25 protein-coding genes are annotated in these 25,499 nt (G+C 58.7%); 12 read left to right on the top strand and 13 right to left on the bottom strand.

The features are described 5' to 3' along the window. The first annotated feature begins 107 nt into the window (after window positions 1-107). The 7 genes from tolB to ACPOL_RS23270 all read left to right on the top strand — a co-directional run bounded on the left by tolB (window position 108) and on the right by ACPOL_RS23270 (window position 5,290). Complete coding sequence (tolB, locus tag ACPOL_RS23300) at window positions 108-1,475, top strand: Tol-Pal system beta propeller repeat protein TolB (RefSeq protein WP_114209174.1); 1,368 nt, start codon at window positions 108-110, stop codon at window positions 1,473-1,475. Then, entirely contained in the window at window positions 1,472-2,281 is an 810-nt protein-coding gene (locus tag ACPOL_RS23295; RefSeq protein WP_236656978.1) for an OmpA family protein, read from the top strand. Before tolB ends, ACPOL_RS23295 begins: the two co-directional genes overlap by 4 nt. A gap of 97 nt (window positions 2,282-2,378) precedes the next feature. Continuing rightward, window positions 2,379-3,302: a tetratricopeptide repeat protein gene (locus ACPOL_RS23290; RefSeq protein ID WP_114209173.1), complete on the top strand. Its 924-nt coding sequence runs from the start codon at window positions 2,379-2,381 to the stop codon at window positions 3,300-3,302. A gap of 28 nt (window positions 3,303-3,330) precedes the next feature. Next, entirely contained in the window at window positions 3,331-3,570 is a 240-nt protein-coding gene (locus tag ACPOL_RS23285) for a hypothetical protein (RefSeq protein ID WP_236656977.1), read from the top strand. 24 nt (window positions 3,571-3,594) lie between these two features. After that, complete coding sequence (locus ACPOL_RS23280; RefSeq protein WP_114209171.1) at window positions 3,595-4,308, top strand: hypothetical protein; 714 nt, start codon at window positions 3,595-3,597, stop codon at window positions 4,306-4,308. A 108-nt stretch (window positions 4,309-4,416) separates the two neighbouring features. After that, window positions 4,417-4,935 (top strand): hypothetical protein, encoded by a 519-nt coding sequence (locus ACPOL_RS23275; protein WP_150133111.1) that lies wholly within the window; start codon window positions 4,417-4,419, stop codon window positions 4,933-4,935. A 25-nt stretch (window positions 4,936-4,960) separates the two neighbouring features. Continuing rightward, a complete protein-coding gene (locus tag ACPOL_RS23270; protein WP_114209169.1) occupies window positions 4,961-5,290 on the top strand; it encodes a hypothetical protein in 330 nt (109 codons plus the stop codon). Between the two features lie 69 nt (window positions 5,291-5,359). Here the strand turns inward: ACPOL_RS23270 and ACPOL_RS35770 are convergent, their stop codons facing one another. Together ACPOL_RS35770 and ACPOL_RS23265 are read right to left on the bottom strand one after the other, a co-directional pair. Next, window positions 5,360-5,554 (bottom strand): hypothetical protein, encoded by a 195-nt coding sequence (locus ACPOL_RS35770; RefSeq protein WP_338026705.1) that lies wholly within the window; start codon window positions 5,552-5,554, stop codon window positions 5,360-5,362. Beyond that, on the bottom strand, window positions 5,544-6,401 hold the full coding sequence (locus tag ACPOL_RS23265; protein WP_338026704.1) for an NAD(P)-dependent alcohol dehydrogenase: 858 nt from the start codon (window positions 6,399-6,401) through the stop codon (window positions 5,544-5,546). Before ACPOL_RS23265 ends, ACPOL_RS35770 begins: the two co-directional genes overlap by 11 nt. Before the next feature lie 449 nt (window positions 6,402-6,850). Between ACPOL_RS23265 and ACPOL_RS23260 the strand changes: the two genes are divergently transcribed. Next, the gene (locus tag ACPOL_RS23260) at window positions 6,851-8,935 is read left to right on the top strand and encodes a DUF6600 domain-containing protein (protein ID WP_114209168.1); all 2,085 of its coding nucleotides are present in this window, start codon (window positions 6,851-6,853) and stop codon (window positions 8,933-8,935) included. 116 nt (window positions 8,936-9,051) lie between these two features. Here the strand turns inward: ACPOL_RS23260 and ACPOL_RS23255 are convergent, their stop codons facing one another. Both ACPOL_RS23255 and ACPOL_RS23250 read right to left on the bottom strand, forming a co-directional pair. After that, complete coding sequence (locus ACPOL_RS23255) at window positions 9,052-9,936, bottom strand: DUF4097 family beta strand repeat-containing protein (RefSeq protein ID WP_236656976.1); 885 nt, start codon at window positions 9,934-9,936, stop codon at window positions 9,052-9,054. A 43-nt stretch (window positions 9,937-9,979) separates the two neighbouring features. After that, entirely contained in the window at window positions 9,980-11,188 is a 1,209-nt protein-coding gene (locus ACPOL_RS23250; protein WP_114209167.1) for an efflux RND transporter periplasmic adaptor subunit, read from the bottom strand. A gap of 147 nt (window positions 11,189-11,335) precedes the next feature. Between ACPOL_RS23250 and ACPOL_RS23245 the strand changes: the two genes are divergently transcribed. Genes ACPOL_RS23245 through ACPOL_RS23235 form a run of 3 tightly spaced genes read left to right on the top strand, consistent with a single transcriptional unit; the run spans window position 11,336 to window position 14,099 of the window. Then, window positions 11,336-12,778, top strand: coding sequence for a hemolysin family protein (locus ACPOL_RS23245; protein WP_114209166.1), 1,443 nt, complete (start codon window positions 11,336-11,338; stop codon window positions 12,776-12,778). Further along, a complete protein-coding gene (locus tag ACPOL_RS23240; protein WP_114209165.1) occupies window positions 12,775-13,731 on the top strand; it encodes an ABC transporter permease in 957 nt (318 codons plus the stop codon). Before ACPOL_RS23245 ends, ACPOL_RS23240 begins: the two co-directional genes overlap by 4 nt. Window positions 13,732-13,766: 35 nt before the next feature. Continuing rightward, a complete protein-coding gene (locus ACPOL_RS23235; protein ID WP_114209164.1) occupies window positions 13,767-14,099 on the top strand; it encodes a cupin domain-containing protein in 333 nt (110 codons plus the stop codon). Window positions 14,100-14,186: 87 nt separating this feature from the next. On the opposite strand, the gene ACPOL_RS23230 is transcribed toward ACPOL_RS23235, so the two are convergent. From ACPOL_RS23230 to ACPOL_RS23220, 3 genes are all read right to left on the bottom strand, one after another. Continuing rightward, complete coding sequence (locus ACPOL_RS23230) at window positions 14,187-15,524, bottom strand: glutamate-5-semialdehyde dehydrogenase (protein ID WP_114209163.1); 1,338 nt, start codon at window positions 15,522-15,524, stop codon at window positions 14,187-14,189. Then, window positions 15,521-16,429 carry a glutamate 5-kinase gene (gene proB / locus ACPOL_RS23225; protein ID WP_114209162.1) on the bottom strand — a complete coding sequence of 303 codons (909 nt, stop codon included), beginning with the start codon at window positions 16,427-16,429 and terminating at the stop codon, window positions 15,521-15,523. Before proB ends, ACPOL_RS23230 begins: the two co-directional genes overlap by 4 nt. Before the next feature lie 124 nt (window positions 16,430-16,553). Next, window positions 16,554-17,048, bottom strand: coding sequence for a NuoI/complex I 23 kDa subunit family protein (locus tag ACPOL_RS23220; protein WP_114211002.1), 495 nt, complete (start codon window positions 17,046-17,048; stop codon window positions 16,554-16,556). Between the two features lie 289 nt (window positions 17,049-17,337). Here ACPOL_RS23220 and ACPOL_RS23215 point away from each other — a divergent pair, with 289 nt between their 5' ends. Beyond that, on the top strand, window positions 17,338-17,988 hold the full coding sequence (locus ACPOL_RS23215; protein WP_161557532.1) for a molybdopterin-dependent oxidoreductase: 651 nt from the start codon (window positions 17,338-17,340) through the stop codon (window positions 17,986-17,988). Between the two features lie 52 nt (window positions 17,989-18,040). Here the strand turns inward: ACPOL_RS23215 and ACPOL_RS23210 are convergent, their stop codons facing one another. From ACPOL_RS23210 to ACPOL_RS23180, 6 genes are all read right to left on the bottom strand, one after another. Next, window positions 18,041-18,835, bottom strand: coding sequence for a hypothetical protein (locus ACPOL_RS23210; RefSeq protein WP_114209161.1), 795 nt, complete (start codon window positions 18,833-18,835; stop codon window positions 18,041-18,043). Continuing rightward, window positions 18,832-20,436: a UbiD family decarboxylase gene (locus ACPOL_RS23205; protein WP_114209160.1), complete on the bottom strand. Its 1,605-nt coding sequence runs from the start codon at window positions 20,434-20,436 to the stop codon at window positions 18,832-18,834. The genes ACPOL_RS23210 and ACPOL_RS23205 overlap by 4 nt, the downstream gene beginning before the upstream one ends. A gap of 463 nt (window positions 20,437-20,899) precedes the next feature. Next, window positions 20,900-21,853: a DedA family protein/thiosulfate sulfurtransferase GlpE gene (locus tag ACPOL_RS23195; protein WP_114209158.1), complete on the bottom strand. Its 954-nt coding sequence runs from the start codon at window positions 21,851-21,853 to the stop codon at window positions 20,900-20,902. Between the two features lie 252 nt (window positions 21,854-22,105). Further along, window positions 22,106-22,711 (bottom strand): Dps family protein, encoded by a 606-nt coding sequence (locus tag ACPOL_RS23190; RefSeq protein WP_114209157.1) that lies wholly within the window; start codon window positions 22,709-22,711, stop codon window positions 22,106-22,108. A gap of 92 nt (window positions 22,712-22,803) precedes the next feature. Beyond that, complete coding sequence (locus ACPOL_RS23185) at window positions 22,804-24,042, bottom strand: HlyD family secretion protein (protein ID WP_114209156.1); 1,239 nt, start codon at window positions 24,040-24,042, stop codon at window positions 22,804-22,806. Window positions 24,043-24,044: 2 nt separating this feature from the next. Next, entirely contained in the window at window positions 24,045-25,328 is a 1,284-nt protein-coding gene (locus ACPOL_RS23180; RefSeq protein WP_236656975.1) for a TolC family protein, read from the bottom strand. Window positions 25,329-25,499: the final 171 nt, after the last annotated feature.

Genomic DNA, 25,499 nt, shown 5'->3' with positions numbered 1-25,499 from the left:
TGAAAGGAAATTGAGCCTCGCTGCTGGTTTCGACGTAGTTGGGAAGGCACTAGCCGGTTATCAATTGACCAGCGCAAGGAACGACTTGGCGTTAGCATGAAATGAGCATGACGAAGAACATCGCCCGGATTTCCAGCTTCCCTGGTGCCGTATCACTGTCGGCAGTTTCGATCGCTGTTTTACTCCTCGCCTCTAGCGTTGCCAGAGCCCAGGATTGGGTGCGCACCGGCACCAATCTCGGCGCGCAAAAGATCCGCATAGCCGCCGCCGATTTCGCCCCGGCTTCGCAAGATCCGCAGACCCCGGCGCTCAAGACGACCTTCGACGCCACCCTCTTCAACGACCTGAACAACGCCGGCATCTTCGACCTGGTTTCGAAGAGCATCGCGCCGCCCTCCACTCCCGCCTCGCCGCAACAGATCAACCTTGGCGAATGGGCCAACGCACCCAGCAACGCAGAGATGGTCGCCTTCGGGTCTCTGGCGGTGAACGGGGGCCGGGTTGTCGTCTCCGGCTGGCTCTTCGACGCCAAGAACGCGCAGAGTCCGCAGGTGCTAGGCAAGCAATATAACGAGGTCGCCACGCAGGACAATGCCCGCCTCGTCGCCCACCGCTTTGCCGACGAGATCATCCTCCGCCTTGGCGGAGGCATCAACGGCATCGCCGAGACCCACATTTTCTACGTGTCTTCGAAAAGTGGCACGAAAGAAGTTTGGGAGATGGACTACGACGGCCAGGGGGCCCGTCAGGTCACTCACCTAGGAAGCATCTCGCTCTCGCCCCACATCTCGCCCGACAATTCCCGCATTGCGTTCACTTCGCTCGGCGGCAGTGGATGGAGCATCCGCATGTACTCGCTGGTGCTGAACCGGACCGTTGCCTTTCAATCACCGGGTGGAACGACCCAGTCTCCGGCGTGGTCCGCCGATGGCAACAAGCTGGCCTATTCATCCAGCCGCTCCGGAGATACGCAGATCTACATCAGTGACGCCAACGGTGGCGGCGCCCGCGCCGTGACGTCCTTTCGAGGGCCCAATGTCTCGCCCTGCTGGAATCCCAAGACCGGCTCCCAGATAGCCTGGGTCGGCGGCCGCACCGGCCTGCCCCAGATCTATACCGCCGACACCGATGGCGGCAATGTCCAGCGGATGACCGACGGCGGTTACGCCACCTCACCCTCCTGGTCGCCCAATGGACAATTCCTCGTTTTCGCCTGGGACCGGAAGTACGGGCCGGGAGCGCCGGGAGGACAAGACATCTACATCATGGATATTGCCAGCAAGCGCTGGACCCAGCTCACCCATGACGCTGGCCGCAACGACTTTCCGTCATGGGCGCCTGACGGACGGCACATCGTTTTCGAGCGCGAGACCAACCATCGCGCCGAGGTCTGGAGCATGCTGGCGGACGGCAGCCAACAGCAACAGCTCACTCACGGCAGCAACAGCTCCATGCCAAACTGGAGTTGGAAATGATTCCGGTTGATTTTGCACACGAGATCGAAACCATGCAGTTCTTAAAGAGGGTAAAACATTTGAAAACCTACCATCGCCAATATCTTGCATCCTTCGCCATTCTGGCCTCATTGCTGGTCGTGAGCGGCTGCAAAAAGAAAGCGGCCCCGCCCCCTCCTCCACCGCCGCCGGCAATGACATCTCCCGCGCCTACAGCCAGCATCACGGCCGCACCGACAGTCGTCAGTCCGGGCGATGCAGTCGCTCTCACCTGGCACACGACAGACGCTACAGATGTTTCGATCGATGGCATTGGCAAAGTGCCCAGTTCGGGAACGCAGACCGTGAATCCGACTTCTTCGACCAATTACCACCTGGTCGCTCGCGGCGACGGCGGCTCGGCTGATGCGACGACCCGGGTCACGGTCAACTCGGGGATGGCTTCCTCGACCAGCGATTCCGGTAACAACATGACTGACGACGCTAGCTTCCGCCAGAACGTCCAGGACGTCTTCTTCGACTACGACAGCTACGACGTGACCGCCCAGACCCAGAGCGTCATTGCTAAAGACGCTGCTTACCTGTCCGCCCACCCCAACATTAAAGTGGTCATCGGAGGTTATTGCGACGAGCGCGGTTCTACCGAATACAATCTGGCTCTGGGTGAAAATCGCGCCAGTGCTGTTAAGAAGGCCCTGATCGATGCTCACATCAGTCCCGACCGCATCCGTACTGTCAGCTATGGCAAGGAAAAGCAATTCTGCAGCGAACACGATGAAACTTGCTGGCAACAGAACCGCCGCGGCCAGTTCTCGATCGATCGCTAGGTTTGACACCACTCAAGCCGGCCCGGACTGCAAGTTCTTGGTGTTACGTCTGGGTCGATGAGAGTTCCGGCCAGTTCTGTGGAATAGACTAAAACCGATGAAGAAGACTCGACTCCAAGTCCTGAGGATCGCCCCGATCGCTGCCATGGCGATCTTTCTCTCATTTCCCTCCGCCTTTGCCGCGTCCAAGGACATGATCCAGCTGCAGACCCAGGTGCAGGCTTTGCAGGATAGTCTGCAGCAGATGCAGCGCGCCAATGCCGAAAGCATGGGAGTTCTGCAGCACCTCGTTGAACAGACCGCCGACAGCGTCAACAAAATGTCCTCGACCATGGAAAGCTTGTCGCAGACCGTGAAGGCGCAAAGCGATGCCACCTCGACCAAGGTCGATGGAGTCTCGGGCCAGGTTCAAACCCTCAATGACTCGGTCGATGAGCTGAAGGCCAGAGTTGCCACTCTCAACAAGGCCATACAGGATCTGCAATCGCAATCGCAGAATCTCTCCACGCCTCAAGCAGCTCCAACCGGCGCTGCGCCAGGGAGCGGAATGCCAGCGCCCAGCCCGTCGACGGGCCCGGCGCCGCAAGCAGCCGCCCCCCAGGCTCCGCCGGTCGGAGATCTGTACCAGAGTGCGCTGCGCGATTACAACTCAGCCCGCTACGACGTCGCTGGATCGGAGTTCACTGACCTGCTCCACTACTATCCCCAGGACGATCTCGCCGGCAATGCCCAGTTTTATCTCGGCGAGATTGCCTACCGCCAGGGCAACTATCAGGCCGCCATCAAAGCCTATGACTCCACCGTCGAGCAGTACTCCGGAAATCCGAAGATCCCGGCAGCCCAGCTTCGCAAAGGAGAGGCCCTTATCGCCCTCAATCAGCGCGACGCGGGCGTTCGCGAGCTCCGCAGCCTCATCCAGCGTTATCCTCAAACCCCGGAAGCCCAGCAGGCGCGCAGCCGCCTGAATGCCCTGGGCGTTCGCATCAACCCCACTCCAAAACCGTCAGCCTCTCGGCAGTAGTCGCGTAGCGGCCATCCAAACGTCGAGTATGCAACCCCCGGTCCCAATGCTTCATCCACTCACTGCCATGACCGAACATACCCCACAAGAGAACCACCCAGATAGCGATGTGCACAAGGGCGCCGTTGAATCCGATCGACGCCAATCCCCTAGCGATGAGTCTTTAAATGGCCAGCTTGGCCACCGTGATCAAGATGAACAGATCAAGGACAACGATACCGATTATCCCGAGCCGGACGCAGCGGCGGAGCATAGCGGCGGCTCCTGATCGATTGCCTCATAATTCTCAGATATGCGATATGCCGGCAAGCTTGAATACGCCCAGGCACGGAAGATCCGGGAGCGAAACACTGCTCTCTATCGGCTCGCCCATTGGCCGATCTGGATTTTTGTCTTCTTTCTCGCGCCCGGGCCCTTGACGTTCACGCTCTTCGCTCATGGTTTCAGTCGAGCCAATTTACTCTGGTTATCCGCTGTGTTAGCGGCTACAGGGATCGCCGGGTTGCGCGGACGTTTGCCTGGGGTTGAACCGCGACCCTACATCCTGCGCTTCGATGAAGACAAGCCGAACCCACTCTACCGGCGGGTTTGCTATACGTTTGCCTGGAACGCCGCGCTTAGCTTTGGACTGTTGAACCTGGCCGGGCTGTTTATCGCCGCAGCCACTGGCAAATGGTACATGAAGCAAATCTATCAACATGCCTACTCGCCGCTTTGCGCAGTCATTCTCTTGCTCGGAGCGCTCGGCGCGTTGCCCCGCGTCGGAACTTCGACCAAAGGAGAAGGCACCGAACGCCGCTACTTTTATGGAACAGTTTGGGCAGTTACCGTATCTCAGGTTTTGCTACTCGTGCTTTGGAAGCTCCTGCCTCAAACTCGCGCCGCCAGTCTCGCCAAACTGGCCGTCTTTGCTGGGGCGCTTCTGCTGATGGGATTTGCAGCCTATCGCGGAGCTCTGCCGCGAACCCGCCCGATCGTTCCCGGCGAGCTCATGGTTGCCGATTAATGAGGGTTCGTCGCAGCCAGGTAGACGTCCTTAAAGATTTTTGAGTACAACCGCGCTCCCGATCATGCATACTTGCCGTGCTTTAAAGCTGTCGTTTGGATCTAACCTGTGACCAAGCCAATGAATGCCATCCGAAGAGCCAAGCCCATTCAAGGCCAACTCCTCTCTGTCACCGGTCTTCTACTTTTGTTGGCGATCTTAAGCTCAGCACTGAGCGGCTGCGCCGTCAAACTCATTGGCGACTATGATGAGACCTTCGACAAAGGCGTCACCGACATAGAGCAAAAAGCAGAACTCTACTTCGCGAAATTAAAATCAACTCCCGATACTCCGTTCGATCAAGCCTTCTATGACGACATCACCGCCCGCTTGGCCGTTCTCAAAGCGAGAGCAGTCGCGATGCCGAAATACGACATCCTCGTCCAGCAGATCACAAACCTGCAGTCTCAGTTCGATGACTTTCATCAACTCGACAAGAGTGCCGGCCGTCCCATCTCCGCGGCCATCGTCAGCAGCGCGCAGTCTGGAATCTCGGTCTCTTTCGAAAGTATTCTCAAGCTCGAAATAGCCTTGAAGCGCACCGGCACGACCTCCAAGGCAGCGCTTGCGCCTGCTACCCAAAAATAACCACGTCCGGAAAAGGAGTAAGCCAATGGCGCTCGATGTAGCAACCCTCGCCTCTCAGATGCTCGGTGCTGCTTTGCCCATTCTGGAGAACGATGCCGGTGACGCGGAGTCATTTGCCAAGACGGAGTTCCTCAAGATCGCCCAGACCTTGGCTGGTTTAGAGGCGCAACTGAAAGCCGGCCAGATCAACCAGCAACAGGCCGCAATCCTCTTCGACATCCAGAAAAACGCCTCCCGGAATGTACTGCTAACACTGAAGGGCCTGGCGCTGCTGGCCGTCGAAGCCGCCATCAACGCTGCGCTCGGCGTCGTTAAGACCATCGTCAACACAGCGCTTGGGTTTGCGCTCCTCTAACGACAAGTCATCTAAGAGGAGCGCCATGGAGCAACACCACTCCCGGCAATCGTCCCGGCTGGCAACGTTCTAGAGAGTCTTCGTGTCCAGCACGAATCGGTACTTGACATCGCCATTGACCACTCTATCCCACGCCTCATCCAGCTTCTCAAAGCTCGTCATCTCGATGTCGGCAACGATGCCATGTTCCCCGCAGAAGTCCAGCATCTGCTGGGTCTCTTGAATACCGCCGACCCCCGAGCCTGTAAACGTCCTACGCCCCATTACCGCAAAGGTGCGAATGGATACCGGAACCTCTGGAATACCGACGGAACACATCACTGCGTCCCTCTTCAACAGGCCAAGATAAGTGTTCACGTCGTGGTTTTGCCGATACGCAGTCGAGAATGAAATCAAAGCTCCGCTTATGCTTTGCCTCCCAGCCCTCTTCCTTTGTAAGGACTACCTCATCCGCTCCGAGTCGTAACGCATCTTCGGCCTTTGCAGCGGACGTAGTGAACTGGACGACATGTGCCCCAAATGCATGAGCAAACTTCAGTCCCAGATGCCCGAGTCCACCCAGCCCTACGATCCCAACCTTCGTTCCCGGCCCGGCTTTCCAGTGCTTCAATGGCGAATAAGTGGTTATACCGGCGCAGAGCAGCGGAGCGGCTGCCGCTGGATCGAGCTTCTTCGGCAGAGACAATGCATACGCCTGATCGACAACGATGTGATCCGCATAGCCGCCAAAGGTCAGGTTGCCCTGTTTATCGCGCGAATTGTAGGTGGCTACTGTGCCTGTGCCTTCGCAGTATTGCTCCTCGCCGTCTTTGCACGCGGCACACACCCGGCAGGAATCGACCATCACGCCGACCGCTGCCCAGTCTCCAACCTTGAACTTCGTGACTTCCGCCCCGACGGCGCGAACCGTCCCCACGATTTCATGACCCGGCACCATGGGATATAGAGAGCCTCCCCACTCGTTGCGCGCCTGGTGAATGTCGGAATGACAGATGCCACAGAACTGGATATCGAGCGCCACTTCCTGGGCGCGCGGGTCGCGATAGGTGAACTGAAAAGGGACAGCAGAGGTGGTGGCGGAATGTACGGCGTAAGCGCGAGTTGTCAGCATCGTGTACGAGTTCTCCTAGAAGACGTTTACTTGGAAATGGGTCGCAAGCACAAGTGGCAAAATATTCACTCATCACTAATTTATGGATTCATTCATTACCGATGCTAGCCAGAATAAAGTGCGACCTTACTGCTATGTAAGTAGGTAGTAGCGCAGGGCCGGCACCTGGCTGACCACTTCCGAGCACAATTCCTCAAGATGTATACTCGGGAACGTTCTAAGGCATTACCCTGTCGGATCAGCCAGGAGTGCGGAAGAACTCTGGCGCCGCAGAGCTCTTAAGGCTGTCGTAAGCCAGGAATAGACACGCAGCCATTCAGTTACTCGCCTGCCGGAAGACAGAAAACAGGTTCGCGATGGTCTACCCTCCACCTCCAATTCACCAAATCATTTCGCAATAAGCTGGGTTTCAAGCAGCAACGGGCCATTACGTCCGGGAGAGACGAAACATGTTGAAGATAGCTAACATAAACAAGACCAGCACGCTCCGGGGTCTCGCCGTAATCACGGCAGCAGCCCCCTTTTTCCTCGCCGCTGCACTGTTCGCTCAAGACAATTCTCAAGCCGCCCTTAACGATCCGCCAGCGCTCGTTGCCCGCATCGGCTACACCCAGGGAGACGTCTCTTTCATGGCTGCAGGGACCACTGAGTGGGCAGCAGGCGTGAACAACTACCCGATGACCAGCGGCGATCGCCTTTATTGCGATCAGAATTCGCGCGCCGAGATCGGCGCCGGTTCGACCGACATCCGTATGGGGCAAAGTACCGATGTGACGCTGACCAACCTCACTGACCAATATGAGCAGATTGGCCTGGCGGCAGGGTCGATCCGCGTCCGGATCTATGGGTTAAACCCGGGCAGCACGGTCGAGGTCGATACGCCGAATGGCTCGGCGATCATCACCCAGCCAGGGGATTACCGCTTCGATGCTTTTTCCGGCGACGGGGGGTCGGATGCGATCGTCAATGCAGGCGCCGTCCAGATCACCGGCCCTGAAGGCCTCAATCAAGAAGTGACGGCAGGCCAGGCAGTTCAGATGACGGGGACCGACCCGATCACCATCTATCCAGTGGGTCTACCCGCCTTCGACGCCCTCGACCAATGGAGCATCAACCGCGACCACGACATTCTGAATTCACAATCGGCACAGTACGTCAGCCGGGAAACACCAGGATTCTCCGATCTGGACGCCAACGGAAGCTGGGCGCCCACCCCGGATTATGGTCCGGTCTGGTATCCCTCCAGCGTGCCCTCTGGTTGGAGGCCTTACAGTCTTGGCCACTGGGCGTATGTCGCCCCCTGGGGATATACCTGGATCGACGATGCCGCCTGGGGTTACGCTCCCTTCCACTATGGGCGCTGGGCAAGCATTCAAGGGCGCTGGGGCTGGGTTCCAGGACCTCCCGCCGTCGTACCCGTTTACTCCCCGGCACTGGTCGCGTTCGTCGGCGGACCCGGCATCTCGATTGGCATCGGCATTGGCGGCGGAGGTGGCGGTGTAGCCGCTTGGTTCCCGCTCGGCGTCGGCGAGCCCTTCGTTCCCTGGTACCATGCCAGCCCGGCCTATGCGCGGCAGGTTAACGTCACCAACGTGAACATCACCAACATCCACAACACTACGATCGTCAACAACTACAACACCTACATCACAAACACCCGGACCGTAAACAACATCAACCAGATCAACACTAACAACATTCAATACGCTCATCGTGCGCAGGTGACGGCGGTGCCCGTTGCCGCCATGTCCTCGGGACGCCCGGTGACTCAAGCCGCGGTAAAGTTGACCCCGGCCATGCAGCAGCAACTCGCCGCCGCGCCTGTGCACGCCGCGCCTCCAGCGCCCGCGCCGAGCCATCCGCTTCTGGTTCCCAAGCAGAATGTCGCTGCCCCGGCTGCGCGTCCAACATTGGTGACACCACGCGGTCTGGCCAAGGCGACACCCGCTGCAAACCCGGCGAGACTCGCTCCGGTCAATCTGCCTAAACCGCAGCCAGCTACCTCTCTGCCGAAACCCGTCCCCGGTGCGGTGGCCGGACGGCCGGCAACCGCGCAACCCCCAGCCGCGAAGGCGGCTGCTCTCAAATCTGCTCCAGGCAAGCCCGCGGTCTCGCCGCAGCCGAAGGCAGGAACGTCAGCAGCAGCACCGGAGCCGGCCGCGAAAACCCCAGTCGCAAAGCCGACATCACCCGCCGAGACGACCAGCGCACGTCCCGGCCAGCCAACAGAGAAAGCGCCCGCGCCGGTGAAAACGCAGCCAGAAACTCCAGCCGCCCGAACCGAAGCTCCACCGAAAGCGGCTCCGGCGCAACGACCGGCGACGGAACGCCCCGCGACTCCAGAAACACCGAGACCAGAGGAGAATTCAAGGCCCCAAGAGCACCCAGCGCCAGCGAAGGAGACTCGTCCGGCCGCTGCCCCGGCAACCCATCCGGCGCCTCCGGCCGCCGCCCATCCGCAGGCAAAACCAACCCCCAAACCAGCGCCGAAGCCGGCTCCTCAAAAGAAGGAAGATGAGGATCACCCGAGATAAGCAGGAAGCCTAAGAGCACTACGAGAACAGCCTCGGTCACATGCCGAGGCTGTTCTCGTTGACGCCTGATAAGATTTCGTTGTGAACGGTAAGCAGAATCAAGCTGAAAACCGCCGCTACTTAATGCGAACGTCGCCCGATCCGGTTTCGACGCGAACCGTTGGGCCGCCGCCGTTGATATCTCCCACCACGTGGTGACGCTCCAGACTTCCGTGGGTGGTGATCGGCGGATCGCTGTGGACGGTTCCCGAACCCGTTGAGGCGTCAAGGCTGAAGCGAGAATTGCCAACCGCCAAGCCTACGCTCCCTGAGCCCGTCTGTAGCTTCCAGTCGGAGGTTGGCTGGCCTTCAATCTCGATCTCTCCTGAACCAGTGTCGGCCTTCAGCGATCCAACCACGCCGTACAGCCGAATACTGCCGCTTCCGGTCTGCGCTTTGGTCATGCTCGGGTTGACCAGCTCGGCGTGAATGTCGCCGGAGCCTGTGTTAAGTTCGACGGCACCGCCAATCCCGTGGACATCAATGCTGCCCGAACCAGTCCCAGCCTTGAGGCCGCCGCTAATCTCACTGATACGCAGATCCCCCGAACCGGTACCCGCTTCGACATTGGCATTTCGCGGCATCGTAATCTCATAATCGATGCTGATGTTCCGCAGCCAATCGCTGTTCTTTCTACCGATGTGCACGTCGTTGCCGCTCTGTTCGATCGGAGGATTGTCCGCCACCTGCTTGACCCGATCGTCGGAGGAGCCGCCCCCGCCAAACCAGCCGCCACCATTACTCGACTTCACATGACCGACGATGTGGATCTGGCTGCCGGAGCCAGGAGAGATATGGATATAGCCTGATCCAGTGGAAACCTGGAGATTGGGACTCCCACTGACGTTCAGTGTGCGTTCAAAGCTTGCTTCCGCCGCCGATGCGATCGCGGGCGCCAGTAGAAGCCCACCGCAAATGCCGGCCGTCATAATCGCATTTCTCACTCTAGTCGTCGTTTGCATAACCGCACTCCTTCTACGCTTTTGTCGATATCACGATCTCGCTTTACTGTTGCACCAGAACTACGGTATCGCCTTCTTTCAGGCCGGATAGTATCTCCGTGTTACTGCCATTCGCAACTCCGACTTTGACCGGAACACTCCGCTGTCCGTCCTTCGCACTCGCGTCCGGCACATTGACGGTCGCATTTTTCTTGTTGTCGTAGGTCAACGCCTGCTCGGGAACAATCAATGTGTTCTTATGCTCCTCGACCAGAATCTCGGCATTCGCCGTCATGTTGGCTTTGAGTTCGCCGGTCGAATTATCGATTGAAACCCGCACTTCGAACGTGGTCACATTGTCCTTCTCGACCCCGAGCGGCGCAATTTTGGTGACCTTGCCATTGAACGTCTTATCGCGAAAGGATTCGACTTTGATCCGCGCTGGCTGACCAAGATACACGTTAGCGATGTCAGCCTCATCGACCTTACCCTGCACGTAGACCTGCTTGATATCGCCAATCGTCATCACCAACGTGGCCGTCGAGCCAAGGACCAGGATCGAACTTACCGCGTCGCCAAGTTCAACGTCCCTCGAGAGGATGACTCCGTCCATCGGCGACGTCAGAGTGGTATAACTCAGCTGTTCGTTAAGTTGGTCCAGGCTAGCCCGGCTCTGAGCCACCTGCGCCTGCGCTTGCTTCAACTTGGCTTGATCGACAGCAATCGTGGCCCGCGCGGTATCACGCTTGTTCAGTGCGGCAAGATAATTGCGGTTGGCATCATCCAGAGCTTGTTGCGAAACGACGCCTTCTTTCTCCATCTGAAGATTGCGGTCGAGGGTGTTCTTATACATCGGCAGGTCTGGCGCTTCCGCATTCACCTTGTCCTGCGAGATGTTAGCTTCATAGGTTGCGACATTGGCCGTCGCCGCCTCCAATTGAGCCTTTTGCGCGGCCACTTGGGCCAGAATCTCCTGTTGGTCCAGCTGCGCCAGCACCTGGCCTTTGTGGACGATCTGGTTGATGTCCACATAAAGCTTCTCGACGATGCCGCTTGCTTTGGATTTCAACTCGACCTTGGTGATAGGTTGTATTTTCCCGGTCGCTACCACGCTTTTCGCAAGATCGCCCCGGCTGACTTTAGCCAGGCGGCTCGGGTCTATCTTGGTCCGGCTGCCATGGGCGACAATCCCCACTGCCAGTCCAACAACGATCAGGAGCGCGACAATACCGCCCCACAGCCACCATTTTGTCTTACCTTTTCGCTGCGCCAAGCTGCTCCCCTAGGGCATGGTCGTCTCGAACTCACGCCATCGCCACCCTGCCTCCTAGGATACGCAGAGTCGCGCACGCCGGTTCCGGCCTTTTCCCGGATTCACCGGACTGTCACCATCGGCGCTGAATGCTAGACTTCGAATAGAATGTCCGGTTTGCTGCTCTTTCGGGCCGTCTCCGTAGCGTTGCTCATCCTGGCCAATGGGTTTTTTGTTGCCGCGGAGTTCGCGCTGGTCAGCGTCAGAGAAACGCGGATCGAGCAGATGATCGCGCAGCATGTCGCCGGCGCCCGCGCCGTCCGCCGCCTCCAGGAAAACCTCGATGACTTCCTGCCAACTGTTCAGTTTGGCGTCACTCTCTGCAGTCTGGCGCTCGGCTGGATCGGAGAGCCGGTGGTCGCGGGACTCTTCGAAGATCTACTCCGTGACGTGCCGCACGCCATCGTCTATTCGCACCTGATCGCTGTGCCGCTGGCCTTCGCGTTCATTACTTACCTTCATGTCCTGCTCGGGGAACTTGTTCCTAAATCGCTCGCGCTGCGCAAAGCCGAGCAGATCGCCATTGCTGTCGCTGGACCGATGGATCTATTCATCTCCTTGACGCGGCCGGCAGTCCGATTCATGAATGGCTCGGCGCGACTGGTGCTGCAACTCTTTCGCGCTCCATTGGGACAGGAAGGCACCGTCCATTCGCCGGATGAACTGAAGCTGATTGCCACCGCCGCGCGCCGCATGGGCATGTTGCCCGAATACCAGGAAGCCGTTATCCACCGGGCGGTGGAGTTGAACCAGATCCCTACGCGCGAGATCATGATCCCGCGGCAGCGGATCTTTTCGCTCCCGGCTGACATGCTCATCGAGGTCGCCAGCGCCCGCATAGTCGAGGAGCAGCATTCCCGAGTGCCGGTCTACGATCCCGCTCGCGGCCCCGAATACATCATCGGCGTCGTCTACTCGAAGGACATCTCGCGGCTGATGCACTTTCGCCTGACCGCGCAAACCCGCTTCGCTGGATCGCCGTTCAGTGAACTTCGCCTGCAACAGGTGATGCGAGAAGTCCTCGTCGTTCCAGAAACCAAGCCGGTCCTCGATCTGTTGCAGGAGTTTCAAAAACGCCGCCGGCACATGGCCATTGTGGTCGACGAGTATGGCACTACAGTGGGATTGGTTACCGTGGAAGATGCGATCGAACAGATCATCGGCGAGGTTGAAGATGAATTCGATGTTGCCGAAAAGGCCGTGCTTCGCTCTGCCTCGGGAGGGTTGATCATCGACGGCAGCGTCAAGCTCCGCGACCTCGAAACCCAGATGCATTGGAAGCTTCCCCGCGAAGGCGGCATCGAGACTCTCGCTGGATTCCTGCTGACTCGCTTCGGTCGAATTCCTCGCGAAGGCGATTCCACCGAGTTTGAAGGTAGGCGGCTCAGCGTGCTCGAAATGGCCGGCCGGCGCATCAGCCGGGTGATGATTGAGAAATTGGAGCAGGCCGACAAAACTGCCTCCGGAACTGAGTCCTCGACGGGCGGCGGAGACCGCAATTCGGCCAAGACGACCAGCATGGCCACCACGGCTGGAGCCGCAGCCGAATGACTTCTAGACAAATCTGGCAAACCGCAAGCAGCCCGGCGCTTCGTTCGTTGCTCCAGCGGATCGCTTACACCATACCGGTCGTGTGGCTGGTTGTCTCGCTGGTCTTTCTGCTCATCCATCTCGTCCCCGGCGACCCCATCCAACAGATGTTGGGCGAAGGCGCCGCCCCCGGCGACATCGCCGCTCTACGCCACGCCTACGGCCTCGACGTGCCTCTCGGCCAGCAGTATCTGCACTACTGGCACGGGGTGGTTCGCGGAGATTTTGGACGCTCTCTCCGGTTGAACGACACCGTCGCCCACCTCATCACGACCCGATATCCATACACGCTGCAGTTGACCCTCGCCGCCCTGATCGTGGCGTTGCTGCTCGCCATACCTGCCGGAGTTACGGCGGCTCTTCACCGCGGTCGCTGGCAGGACCGCCTACTCGGCATCGTCAGCCTGCTTGGCCTCTCGTTCCCCGCACTCGCGCTCGGGCCCATCTTCCAATTGCTTATCTCGATCAAATTAGGCTGGCTCCCCGTCTCCGGCGCCGGCGGCATCAGTCATCTTATTTTGCCGGCCGTCACCATGGGCGGAGCACTCGCAGCCATTCTGACTCGCATGGTCCGCACGGCAATGCTCGAAGAACTTGGCCAGGACTACATCCGCACCGCTCGCGCCAAGGGCCTCACGGAAAACACAGTCGTCTATAAACACGCCCTGCGCAATGCCATCATCCCGGTACTCACGCTGGTCGGATTGCAGTTCGGCGCGCTGCTCGCCGGAGCGATTGTCACTGAGACCATCTTTAGTTGGCCCGGGATTGGGAGGCTCACCGTGTCCGCCATCTCGAACCGTGACTATGCGCTAGTCCAGGGATGCATTCTGGCGGTTGGGCTGACCTATGTCATGGTGAACTTGATCACGGATCTGCTGTATACGGTAGCGAACCCAAGAATCCGGGTCTGAACCGGATCAATCTCCATGGAAAAACGAGGATCAAGATGAAGGACCTTCCCAAGGTCATCACCCTGAAGTCAGAATCTCCGGCCCATCTGGGATACGACAACCATCCCATCGCAGAGATCAACGACCACGTGGTGCGTATCTCCACAATGACAGAACCATACCCTTGGCATTTCCATCCCAACTCCGACGAGACATTCCTGGTGATTGAAGGACGGCTGACCATCGAATTTGAAGGTGGATCGCTCGAACTCGATCCCGGGCAAGTGCTCACCATTCCTCGCGGGGTTCGCCATCGGACTCGGCCAGGTGGCGCGCGATCCGTGAACCTCACCTTCGAGCTGGCAGGCACGGAAACGATCAGCGTCTGAGATCAAAATCCTCAAAGCAAGAGAGCCAGTCGTTGCCAAGCGAAATCCAGTGCCTCATTCAAGCGGTCCTAGGCTTGAGGGGGATTCTCAAAGCTTAAGATGCTTGAACGGCCGTGCAGGTTTTCCCGCATAGTCCTTCACCACCTGCCCATGCCCCAGCAGCCGGTACTTATATGTCACCAAACCCTCGAGTCCGACCGGACCGCGGGCATGCAGCTTACTCGTGCTGATGCCAACTTCCGACCCGAACCCGTAGCGAAAGCCATCCGAAAAACGCGTCGAACAGTTATGCAGAACGTTGGCTGAATCGACCTCGTCCAAAAAGCGCCGGGCAGCGTCGGCATCTTCGGTGACGATGGAATCGGTATGGTGCGACCCGTAGCGTTCGATATGGTCAAGAGCCTCATCCAGGTCATCGACTACGCGAACGGCCACAACCAGGTCGGAATACTCGGTGTGCCACTCATCGTCCCCAACTAGGTCAACCGCATGACCTGACAGGAAACCGCGCGTGCGCCCGTCTCCTCGAATCTTCACCTGTTTGGCTTCAAGAGCATCCGCCAACGCCGGCAAAGCTGCCTCGGCAATCGCTCGATGAACGAGAATCGTCTCCGCCGCATTGCAGACCGCCGGATACTGCACCTTGCTATCGACCGCAATCGCAATAGCCATGTCCAAATCCGCCGCGGCGTCGATGTAAACGTGGCAGACTCCGTCGGCATGGCCTAGCACAGGGATGTCGGTGTTGTTCTGAATGTGCTGCACCAAGGCGTTCGACCCGCGCGGAATCACCAGATCGATGGTCCCACTCAGCTTGAGCAATGCCTCGACCGGAGCACGCCCGTAGACGCCGCTCACCGCCGCCTCATCCACCAGACCAGAGCCCCGCAAAGCCTCATGGATCGCCACAAGCACCGCGGCCATGGTTCGCTCCACTTCCCTGCCGCCCTTGAGAATAACCGCATTTCCCGACTTGATGGCCAGCGCGCTGATTTGAGTGATGGCGTCGGGACGGGCCTCAAAGATAATCGCGAGCAGGCCAAGCGGCACACTGACCTTTTCGAGAATCAGCCCGTCGTCGAGCAGCGTCCGCTGCAACATCTTCCCGGCCGGATCGTCCAGCTTGGCAACCGCTCTGACACCGTCGATCATGCCTTGCAACTTTTCCGGAGATAGTAACAGCCGCTGATACAGAGCTTTTGACATCTCGCCGCGGTCGACGGCGACCCGCGCCTCAGCCGCGTCTTCTTCGTTTGCCCGAAGCACCTCCGCGACATGGCGCTCAAGAGATGCGGCAATTCGTGACAGTATTTGATCTTTATCGGAAGCGGAAAGAGAAGCCAGCTTGCGCCCCGCTCGTTTAGCTGCGAACGCCAGCTCTGCAACATCGCCTGCCTTCACCGGTTCTACGGCCGCCGCGCTCATCTCGACCCCTCTTTGAAGAAGACCGTGCCTGCCGTCTCGCCGGCGCACACCCGCTCAACCACCCCAGGCGTCCGGCCGCTCGCGATGATTGCCAGCTTGCCTGCGTCCATCACCATGCGCGCGGCTTCGACTTTCGTGAGCATGCCTCCTCGACCGCGGCCATTCGCCGCTCCAGCAGCGGCAATAAGTTCCGGAGTAATCTCGTTCACCTCGGAGATCAACTCCGCTTCAGGGTCGCTGGGATGCTTCGAATACAAGCCGCTTACATCGGAAAGCAGGATCAACAAATCGGCGTCCATCTTGGTCATCACCAATGCGGAAAGTTTATCGTTGTCGCCGAAAATTCGTTGGCTCTCAGCGAAGTCTCGGCCAATAGGACTTCCCCCAGGCCGCTCCAATTCAAGGGTCGAGACGGTATCGTTTTCATTGATCACCGGCACAACCCCCAGCGTCAACAGCGTTTCCAGCGTCGCCCTCAGGTTGGAATAGCGCACCGGATCGAGGAAGTCGTCTTCGGTCAACAGAACTTGCGCAGTCGCCACATCGAAGTGCTGAAAGCCGCTCTCGTAGAGCGACATCAACTGGCTCTGACCCACCGCGGCGCACGCCTGCTTCATCGCCAATTCAGTCGGAGACGACTCCATACCCAGGCGCCTCACCCCTAGCGCGATCGCGCCGGAGGAGACAAAAATGACGTGTTTGCCATCCCGGCGAAGGTTGATCGCCGACTCGACCAGCGCATGAATCAGGCCCACAGCCGGCGCGCCGTCGTCGCGGATGATGACGTTCGTTCCCAGCTTGATCACAATACGCCGAGCCGACGCGACTCGTTCGCGTGCAGCATTAACGTTCGCAGCCTCAGCGAGTGCTTCTCGTTCGTTCAGCAGGTTGAGTGTGTTGGCCATGTGCTGCTTTGTCCCTCAGAAGGTGCGGCGATGACATTCCGGTCAAGCAAGAAAATAGGCGCCATCGGGTAGCATCTCCCAGTCGGCGCCTCTTCGTTTCGGTCAGAAATCTAGCCCGCTAAACTCACTTGACCGAGTCGGAGTGTGCCGCCAGGCTTCCCGGCATCGCGACCGACGTCGCCAGCATATCTTCCTTCCGCATGATCAGATTGGTCGCGTTCAAGCTGGCTAACTCGAAGCCGTGGCCATGGGTGATCGCGTCCGTCGGGCAGGCCTCGACGCAGTAGCCGCAAAAAATGCAGCGGTTGTAATCAATGTTATAGACCTTGGCGTAACGCTCGGCGCTCGAGATCCGGACTTCGTCGGTATTCTCCGCTGCCTCGATATAGATACAGTTCGACGGGCAGGCGGCTGCGCAGAGGAAACAGGCCACACACTTTTCCAGGCCATTTTCATCCCGCTGGAGCACGTGCGCGCCCCGGAAGCGGTCCTGAAATACCGCTCCCCGCAGCGGCCCTGGGCCGTCGGGATAGTTCTCAACCTCGGTCGGCTTCAGCATTTCTCCGAACGTGATGCTCATGCCCTTGGCAATGCCAGCGATGTTGCGCACAATCGACATAGGCTCAGTATACTGGAGGCCGGCGCTCTCGTCAGATTCACCCTCCATCCGGTTTTGCCGTATCGCTGTTTTGGGAGGTTGCCATGCGCCCCAACTCCGAACGCCTACATTCCGAGCCGAGATTTTGGACAACCTCCAAATCCGAGCCGCACCCGGCTCTCGACCCATCCAAAGAAGTCGCCGCCAAAATCCGCCGCCGCCACCGTCAGGAACCCGAACCGCTGCTCAAGCGCTGGCTCAACTCGCTGCGAGCCAAGCTCCGTCGTGCGACTCCACCGGAACCGCCGCAATGGCCCCTGGCTGGAGTCCGCCAGCCGCTTGGACGAGGGCCGAGGCCGAGGAGCGGCGCGGTGGCTTTGAAGGAGCCTTGGTGACGGTGAACATGCGGGGAACAGAAAAGCATCGATTCAAGTTCGGTGCAGCCGCTGGTCTCGTCTGTTCGCTCCTACTGGGAATGGCCCAGGTCTCCGCTCAGCAGCCGCGCACGGCCACGAACCCGGTTGTCGCCTCCGCTACTAACCCAGAGTTGCAGGTCATGGTGGACGGCCGGAGAACAGCACTTACCTTGGCCGAGTTCAAAGATCTTCCTCACAAAACCGTCAGCTACCACAACGCCCACACCAAAACCGACGAAACCTACTCCGGCGTTCCGCTCATCGACCTGCTCGCCAAGTACGGAGCACCCACCGGAGACAAGCTTCACGGCAAGGCGCTGTCGGACTACATCGTCGCCACCGGTTCCGACGGCTACAGGGCGGTGCTGGCGCTGGCAGAGACCGACCCAAGCTTCCATCCCGGAGACGTGATCGTCGCCGACTCCATGAACGGGCAGCCGCTCGATGCCAAGAACGGCCCGTTCAAGCTCGTCGTTACAGAAGACAAGCGCCCCGCCCGGTCCGTGCGCAATCTCGTCTCGATCGAACTGAAAGCCACGGTCTGAAAGCCTTGAGCTGAAGCCATAGACCTCCGCATCCGACCCATCCTGTCGAGTGTCAACGCGCTCTCTGACCGGTCCCCGCGAATCCCTTGCAAGCCGCGCTCTCCTGCCCGCCAGCAATCCCGAAGACCACATCGGCGCCCCTGCAAAGCCGCTGCTTCACCGGCAGCGCGTCCCGCCCGGTCACTGGCCGCGAAGTCCCCTGGTCGCTCAACGGGTCGATCCGGTATTCGAAGAGATATTCGCCGCCCCGGCTCGATTTCTTTTGCTCGGGATACGACGTCCAGGTATCCAGCACCACCCGCTGGTCGACGTTCATGAACAGCGCATAGACGTGGTCGCCGGCCGTGTCGGCGGAATAGATAGGCGCGCCGGCAATCTGGCGCCGCCATCGCGCGCCCCACCGCTTAGTCTTGCGGTCGATATAGAAAGCAGTGAGAAAGGTCGTCGCCTTGCACTGCGCGCAGTCGTCATAGGTGGCCAGCAGTTCGGGCGTGTCGTAGTCGTAGAACTTCTGCCAGTCGATGTACTTCAAGCTCGTCCCGCTCAGCAGCTCCTCGACGGAGCCATCCTTGAGTGAGACGCCATAGGCCGTAAAGACGTCGTTGCCCGGATTGGCAGTCGGATCCTTGCGCAGCGTGGCGATCACCAACGCCTGCTGGCCAATCACGCCGATCTCGCGAAGGGCCGTGTAGGGTTTGGCAGAGAGAAAGGTGGTGACCTTGGCCACCGTTTGCGCGTCGGTCTTCATGTCGACCCAGGCGAATCCGTCGATGACTTGTGCCGAGACGGCACTCGTCGCCAACACCAATGAGGCCAGCCACCAGGCGCGTTCGAACGCGTTTCTCAATCGATGCCCAGCTTCTTCCAGATCGCGTCGATCCGCGCCCTGGTTACTCGATCCATCTCGAGCATCGCCGGCCATGGCCGGGTGAACCCCTCAGCCGCCCACTTGGTCGTTGCGTCGATGCCCATTTTACTGCCAAAGTTCGGCAGGCGCGAGGCGTGGTCGAGTGAGTCGATCGGGCCTAAGGTGAACTGAATATCTCGCTCCGGATCGATATTGTTTGCCACGCGCAGAGTCACCTCGCCCACGTCCTGAACATCGCAATCTTCATCGACCACGATAATGCATTTTGTGAACATCGCCTGGCCCAACGCCCAGATGCCGTTCATCACCTTGCGCGCCTGCCCGGCGTAGGACTTGCGAATCGACACAATCATCAAATTGTGAAAAACGCCCTCGACAGGCAGGTTAATGTCCACAATCTCCGGAATGGTCATGCGCATCAGCGGCAGAAAGATCCGCTCGACCGCCTTGCCCATCCACGCATCCTCCATCGGCGGTTTGCCGACAATGGTCGCCGCGTAGATCGGATCGCGCCGGTGGGTGATGCAGGTAATCTGAAAGACCGGATATTCGTCCTGCATGGTATAGAAGCCGGTATGGTCGCCGAACGGCCCCTCCGCGCGCAGCTGATCCAACCGCACATAGCCTTCGAGAACGATCTCGGCATGGGCCGGCACTTCGAGATCGACGGTCTCGCATTTCACTAACTCGACCGGCTTCTGACGAAGGAACCCGGCAATCACAAACTCTTCGACCTCGGGCGGCGCCGGAACGATGGCCGAAAAGGTCGTCTCCGGATCGGTACCGATCACGACCGCGACCTCCAGCCGCGCATCCTTGAGCTTGCCGAAAGCCATATTGCCGGGGCCAAGGTTCTGGGTACCGCCGGCCGTTGCGGCCATGGCTGTAACATGCGCCGCCGTTGCATTCCCGCCGGCTTCCGCAGCCGCGGCCTCGCGAAGCCGCTCCCGCAAATGCTCTGCCGCGATCTTCTGCCGCTGCCAGTGCATCCCCGTCGTCTGGCCATCATAAACCTGCATCCGGTACATGCCCATATTGCGCTTGCCGGACTTGGGGTCGCGAGTGATGACCCCCGGCAGCGTGATGAAACGCCCCCCGTCACCCGGCCAACACTGCAACACGGGAAAGTCGAGCACACTGAACTTCTCCCGCAGAACCACTTCCTTGCAGCGGGCGTCGCGCGCGGCGATCGTCTTCGGAAAGAACTTGCCCACTTCCGCCAGCATCGGCAGCATCTTCAGCTTCTGCAGCATGCCTTCCGGTGACTTCACTTCCATGAACTCGCGGATCCGCCCAGAAATCTCGTCCAGCGAATCGACATGCAACGCCAGCTTCATGCGCCGTTCGCTGCCAAACTGGTTCATCAGTACCCGCGAACCGGGATAGCCTTTCACTTTCTCGAACAGGAGCGCCGGTCCACCGGCCGCATGTTTGCTCGCACCATTGGTCTTGCCCAGCTTGCATACCCTATCAGTGATTTCGGAGATCTCCAGAATCGGATCGACCTCCTCTCGAATTCGCTTCAACTCTCCGGACTTCTCAAGGACCTTGATAAAGTCCCGCAGATCGTCATGCGCCACGCCTCACGCTCCCCAATAATTGACCAAGCCCCCCTATCTTAAAGGACATAAAGGGTCCGGGAAGGCGCAACGCTCCGCAACCGCACAGCTTCTTTCAGCACATGATACCGGCCTACGAGTGAAGTCTTTTCAGGATCGGAGACATCCACCGATCCACTTCGGTTTGAGCGCAACGAGCACCGCACAGGTGCCGAACATCAGAGCTATGAGATAGGAACTCATTCCAAGGGGTTAAACGGAGTACCGGCTGTACTGGCGACTGATCGGTCGGCGACATGGTTTCGGCGAATGCCAGCCACCAATCCTGCTGGCCTTCCATTTTGGCCCTCCCACAAACGTCGCAAAGGTAATTCTCGGTCCAGGCCATCGAGGCTCTCCGTGTCGCTTTCTTGAAGCGATATAGCGAAAATTGCCATCCTCGCCCAACTCCAGCTTCAGAGACACCACAGCAGCGAGTACCTTGTCAGGCTTGTAAGACCGCGGGCTGAACATCCTCGAGCGGGAAGCCTTTCTGCTTCCACAGATCGAATCCGCCGCGAAGCGGGCGCACTCGGTAAACACCGAGCTTGCGCAGATTCATCGCCATTTTGGCCGCAGTGGCCTCGCTCGGACAAGTGCAGTAAAGCACAATATCGCGATCGCGCGGGATCTCATCACTCGCCTCGACCAGCTTGTCCGGAGTCAGTCGCACCGCACCCGGTAGAACCCGTGGATCGGGCAGGTAATCGAGCGGATGACGTAGATCGACAATGAAGACAGGCTTGCCGCTGTCGAGCATGCGCTTCAGCTCTTCCGGTTCGAGGCGCGCCGTCCGGACCTGCTTCAGGAACGCCTGCTGCTTCCAGACGCGGTAGACGAGCAGACCGACAACGGCAAGCGCAAACAAGCCGACCGAGAAGTGCGCGGTCCACGCCAGCGCCCCGGGATTCTTTTTGAGCACGTCGCCGAAGAAGCGTCCGACCAGCATGAAGGTAAGGCACCACAGCAGAATCCCCGCGGAATCATAGGCAGCGAAGGTGCTATACCTCATCGCTGTCTGCCCAGCTATCGGGGCTGCAACCGTTCCCAGGCCGGGTATGAATTTAGCCAGAAGCAAGGAAGCCGGACCGTGTTTGGTGAAGTAATCCTCGGTGCGCCGAACACAAGTTGACGACTCCATCGAAAGACGGCACACCAGGCGAACGACGGTTCCCCCGAAACGCTTCCCCAGGTGATACCAAACGGTGTCGCTGATCAAGCTGGCGAGCAGTACGGAGATCAAGGCGAGCGGAAGATTCAGCTTGTGGGTGGCCGTCAGCGTACCCGCGGTGATCAGCAAAGGGGCGCTAGGTATCGGCATCCCTAGTTGCTCTGCCAACACCCACAGGAACAGAATCACATAGCCGTATTGAATGAAAAAATCGATAGCGAGTGGCATGGCATTTCCCCAGACTCAACCATTTTCCTCCGAAAATCCCGGCGCTCCAAGGAACTCTGCAAACCGGCAGAATCGTGACGCCTCAGGAGAGTGAGTTGGAGCAGAGCATCAAGGACAGCAATGGGAGAGAAATGGCCTACTGGAGAATATAGATGAAAGGGAAATCAAAACGGTGCGAAGCAATCAGAGATTCGGCGGAAAGTAAAGGGCCAAATCCTAAACCGACTTGGCCCTGCTCACCTCAAAAACAATTTATTTGGCGCGAATCAAAGGCATCTCGACAAGATGTTCGCTGACAAACCACACTTGAAGCTCATTCGTGCGGAGCACATCGCTGACCAGCATATCGTTGGTCCCATCATCGCCCAGATCTGCGGCTTTCTTCGCGAAATCATGCACTTCCTTCAAGATGGAATGATGAGCGTCGAGAAGACGGGTGATGATCACCGGAACTTCTTCCCGATCACGGGGTGCTCGCTCCAACCGGGTAAGTTCGGCTATATCCGCGGACAACGCGACGGCCACTCCGCCAAGTATCTGGATCCGCTCGGCAATCGTATCGATCAGCTCGGCTTGCTGCTCATAATGCTTGTCGAATAGAAGATGAAGCTGGTAGAAAGTCGGCCCGGCTACCTGCCAGTGAGACTTTTTGTACAGGTCGCGAATGGTGGCCGTATCGGCCAGCAGCAGGTTCAGCCGCTTGGTGACTTCTAGTCGGACTTCCTCCTCCAATCCAATCGGCAGGTCCTTGATGACGGTGCCGAATTTCTGAATGGGGTTTGCATGCTGGTGCCATTGGGGCGTGATCCGGTCAACTTCAAGTGCCTGCTTTGGTTCCTTCACAGCCATAGAGCTCATTTCTTAGCTTCCTCCACTTGATTGGATGCTGACCGTGCCCGAAGACTTCATGAGTTCTTCTTCGATTTTGCCGCCCAATCACTAAGTATTCTCTATTCCTTCACCCTCACCTTGGGCTCAACCGACAGTCCAGGACGCAGCAAATGGTCTTTGTTCTCATTTCGGGGATCGACCAGGTCGATCCTCACCGGGACCCGCTGGACGACCTTCACATAGTTGCCGGTCGCGTTTTCGGGCGGAAAGAGGCTCAGCACGGAACCAGTAGCGCCACCGATCTGGGTGACCTTGGCGTCATATTTGCGACCGCCATAGGCGTCTACGCTAATCACCGCGGACTGCCCGGCGCGCATCTCGCGGAGCTGAGTCTCTTTGAAGTTGGCCGTAATCCAAATGTCGTCCAGGGACACGAGCGTCATCAAATTCTGGCCGACGCTGACATTCTGGTTCACTTCCACGCTCTTGCGGGTGACAATGCCGTCAACGGGGGCGATCACTTTCGTGTAACTCAAATTCAGCTTTGCTTGTTCCAGCTGGGCCTTGGCTTGCTGGACCTGGGCAGCTGCCTGGTCTGCGCGCGCCTTCTGCGCTTGAATCTGTTTCGGCGCCGATTGTGCGTTCTGGAATTGCGCTACCGCCTGCTTGACCCTTTCTTCCGAGACCCTTACCTGTGCGCGTGCAGCCGCCTCGTTCGCCTTGGCGTTGTCGAGGGCTGCCTTGTCAGCATCGGCAGTCGCCACCGCCTGGTCGAACTGTTGCTTCGAAATGACATCTTTCTGAACCAGCGGTGTGTAACGCTCCAAGTCAAGCTTGGCTTTCGTATAGTTGGCTTCCGCTTGCGCTATCTGGGCCTGTGCTCCCTGCAACTGCTGCCGACTAGCCGTGACCTGCGCCTGTGCCCCTTCTACATCCGATGAAGCTGAACGCAGCGTACTGCCGGTATTGATGCCGGTGATAGGCACATTAACTTTAGCCGCCTCGTAGGCAGCCTCAGCTGCCTGCAAATTGGCCTCGTCCTGCTGTACGGCTACCTGGAAATCTTTCGGATCCAGCTCGGCGATCGTGTCGCCGGCCTTCACTTGAGAGTTCTCCTCTACATACACCTTCACCACTTGGCCAGCGATCCGCGTGCTGATTTGGATCAGGTGACCGTCAATCTGCGCGTCATCGGTATCCTCGTAGAAGGTCGAGCGCCACCAGAAGAGCAGCGCACCGACGATGAGCACCATCACCACCCCGATGATGATGAAACGCCGGCGCGACTTCTGCCTTGGCTTCTCGCTGCGTTCGGTCTCATCGCCATTATTTGCAGGTTCAGGATTCTGGTCAGCCACTCTCACTTACCTCCGACGTAACGCTTGTAGTTCTGGTCAGCTAGTCCCAGCGCGCGGGCGAGCGACAACTTGGCTACATTATGTTGATAGAGACTGCTTACGTATTGATTGTCGGCCTGCGCCATCGCCTGTTGGGCCTGTGAGACTGCCAGGTTGTCCGACACGCCGGCTGCGTATCTCTGCTGGGCTTCGCTCAAGGCCTCGGTCGCCAATTGAACATTGCTCCGCGAAACTTCGACCCGCTTTTGGGCCGATTGGATGTCGAGAATACTATCGCGGATATCAGCGTTGATCTGCCCATTGAGGTCGCTCAACTGGGCCAGCCTCTGGTCCAACTCCGATTGCGTGAGGCGCGCGTCGCCGCGTAGCTTTCCTTCTTGGAAGACGGGTACGCTCAGCGTCCCGCTGGCGTCACCGGTACCATGAGAGTGGCGAAGGTTGACCCCGATGTCGCCATAATCGCCCTGGAAATCGATGGTCGGGTAGCGCTCTGCCGTTGCTGCGGAGCGTTGATCTTTCGCCCCATTCACGTCTTCGGTGAGCGCCTTCAGATCGCTGCGCGAACCGATGGCTTGCGATACCAGGCTTTCGGGGTTCAAATCATCCAGCACGGCGTAGGGCGCCTGGTCGGACAAGATAAACTTTTGCTCCAGCGGTAATCCGATCGCTCGCGCCAAGGCTATCTTGTCCTTTTCAAATTGGTTCTGGGCAGAAATCAACGATTGCTGTTGGGTCTGGTAGTCCACCCTGGCCCGCAGCTCATCGAGCAGGGGAGAGGTCCCCGCTTGATGGTTCGCAACCGCCTGATCAAGCGACACCTTGGAGGTCGCCACCTGCGCCTGGTCGCTCTCGATCAACGAGGCATCGGCGATGCACGTCAGGTAAGCGTTCCCCACCGTCAACACGACCATATCCCGGGCGTCCTGGACGGAAAGCTGCGCCTCCTGGAAGTAATGCTTGGATGCCAGGTAGCTTTTTAAAGAAGCGATGTTCAGCAGCGACCAGCTCATGCTTGCCCGGGCGTCGGTGTACCCGTATGGACCGATAATGGACGGAAAACCCGGTATACGCAGCCCTTCTGCCTGGAGATTGGTCTGTTGCACCGCTTCTTTGATGCTCGCATCGACATTGGGCAGCAATGCCTGGAGCTGCTGCAAACGCTGGCCGCTCGCGCCTTGCTGATTTTGCCCGGTCAGAATGAGTCCCAGATTATGCTTCAGCCCCCGTTGAATGGCATCATCCAAGGTCAACTGCAAAACCTCGGAAGTGGCCTTTTCATCAGTCACGCTCCCCTGGTACGAGGTGCTCGGTGGTGCTTGTGGCGCCGATGGAGCCGCGGGCGGAGGACTGGAAGCTCCAGTGGCCGGCTGAGGAGATTGAGCTTGTGAGCTAATCGATACGAACGCTCCAAGAAGCCCGACTGCGGTCAAGCGCAGCAAACCTTTCACCTCAGCCAC

Origin of the sequence: Acidisarcina polymorpha, assembly GCF_003330725.1 — a bacterium.
Taxonomy (GTDB): domain Bacteria; phylum Acidobacteriota; class Terriglobia; order Terriglobales; family Acidobacteriaceae; genus Acidisarcina; species Acidisarcina polymorpha.
The sequence above is the reverse complement of the archived record's forward strand: the minus strand, read 5'-3'. Positions and strand labels throughout refer to the sequence as shown.

Excerpts from the sequence above, each read along its gene's own strand:
- tolB (WP_114209174.1), top strand. The coding sequence starts at position 108 with ATGACGAAGAACATCGCCCGGATTTCCAGCTTCCCTGGTGCCGTATCA.
- ACPOL_RS23295 (WP_236656978.1), top strand. The coding sequence starts at position 1,472 with ATGATTCCGGTTGATTTTGCACACGAGATCGAAACCATGCAGTTCTTA.
- ACPOL_RS23290 (WP_114209173.1), top strand. The coding sequence starts at position 2,379 with ATGAAGAAGACTCGACTCCAAGTCCTGAGGATCGCCCCGATCGCTGCC.
- ACPOL_RS23285 (WP_236656977.1), top strand. The coding sequence starts at position 3,331 with ATGCAACCCCCGGTCCCAATGCTTCATCCACTCACTGCCATGACCGAA.
- ACPOL_RS23280 (WP_114209171.1), top strand. The coding sequence starts at position 3,595 with ATGCGATATGCCGGCAAGCTTGAATACGCCCAGGCACGGAAGATCCGG.
- ACPOL_RS23270 (WP_114209169.1), top strand. The coding sequence starts at position 4,961 with ATGGCGCTCGATGTAGCAACCCTCGCCTCTCAGATGCTCGGTGCTGCT.
- ACPOL_RS35770 (WP_338026705.1), bottom strand. The coding sequence starts at position 5,554 with ATGGGGCGTAGGACGTTTACAGGCTCGGGGGTCGGCGGTATTCAAGAG.
- ACPOL_RS23265 (WP_338026704.1), bottom strand. The coding sequence starts at position 6,401 with ATGCTGACAACTCGCGCTTACGCCGTACATTCCGCCACCACCTCTGCT.
- ACPOL_RS23260 (WP_114209168.1), top strand. The coding sequence starts at position 6,851 with ATGTTGAAGATAGCTAACATAAACAAGACCAGCACGCTCCGGGGTCTC.
- ACPOL_RS23255 (WP_236656976.1), bottom strand. The coding sequence starts at position 9,936 with ATGCAAACGACGACTAGAGTGAGAAATGCGATTATGACGGCCGGCATT.
- ACPOL_RS23245 (WP_114209166.1), top strand. The coding sequence starts at position 11,336 with ATGTCCGGTTTGCTGCTCTTTCGGGCCGTCTCCGTAGCGTTGCTCATC.
- ACPOL_RS23240 (WP_114209165.1), top strand. The coding sequence starts at position 12,775 with ATGACTTCTAGACAAATCTGGCAAACCGCAAGCAGCCCGGCGCTTCGT.
- ACPOL_RS23235 (WP_114209164.1), top strand. The coding sequence starts at position 13,767 with ATGAAGGACCTTCCCAAGGTCATCACCCTGAAGTCAGAATCTCCGGCC.
- ACPOL_RS23230 (WP_114209163.1), bottom strand. The coding sequence starts at position 15,524 with ATGAGCGCGGCGGCCGTAGAACCGGTGAAGGCAGGCGATGTTGCAGAG.
- proB (WP_114209162.1), bottom strand. The coding sequence starts at position 16,429 with ATGGCCAACACACTCAACCTGCTGAACGAACGAGAAGCACTCGCTGAG.
- ACPOL_RS23220 (WP_114211002.1), bottom strand. The coding sequence starts at position 17,048 with ATGTCGATTGTGCGCAACATCGCTGGCATTGCCAAGGGCATGAGCATC.
- ACPOL_RS23215 (WP_161557532.1), top strand. The coding sequence starts at position 17,338 with ATGGCCCCTGGCTGGAGTCCGCCAGCCGCTTGGACGAGGGCCGAGGCC.
- ACPOL_RS23195 (WP_114209158.1), bottom strand. The coding sequence starts at position 21,853 with ATGCCACTCGCTATCGATTTTTTCATTCAATACGGCTATGTGATTCTG.
- ACPOL_RS23190 (WP_114209157.1), bottom strand. The coding sequence starts at position 22,711 with ATGAGCTCTATGGCTGTGAAGGAACCAAAGCAGGCACTTGAAGTTGAC.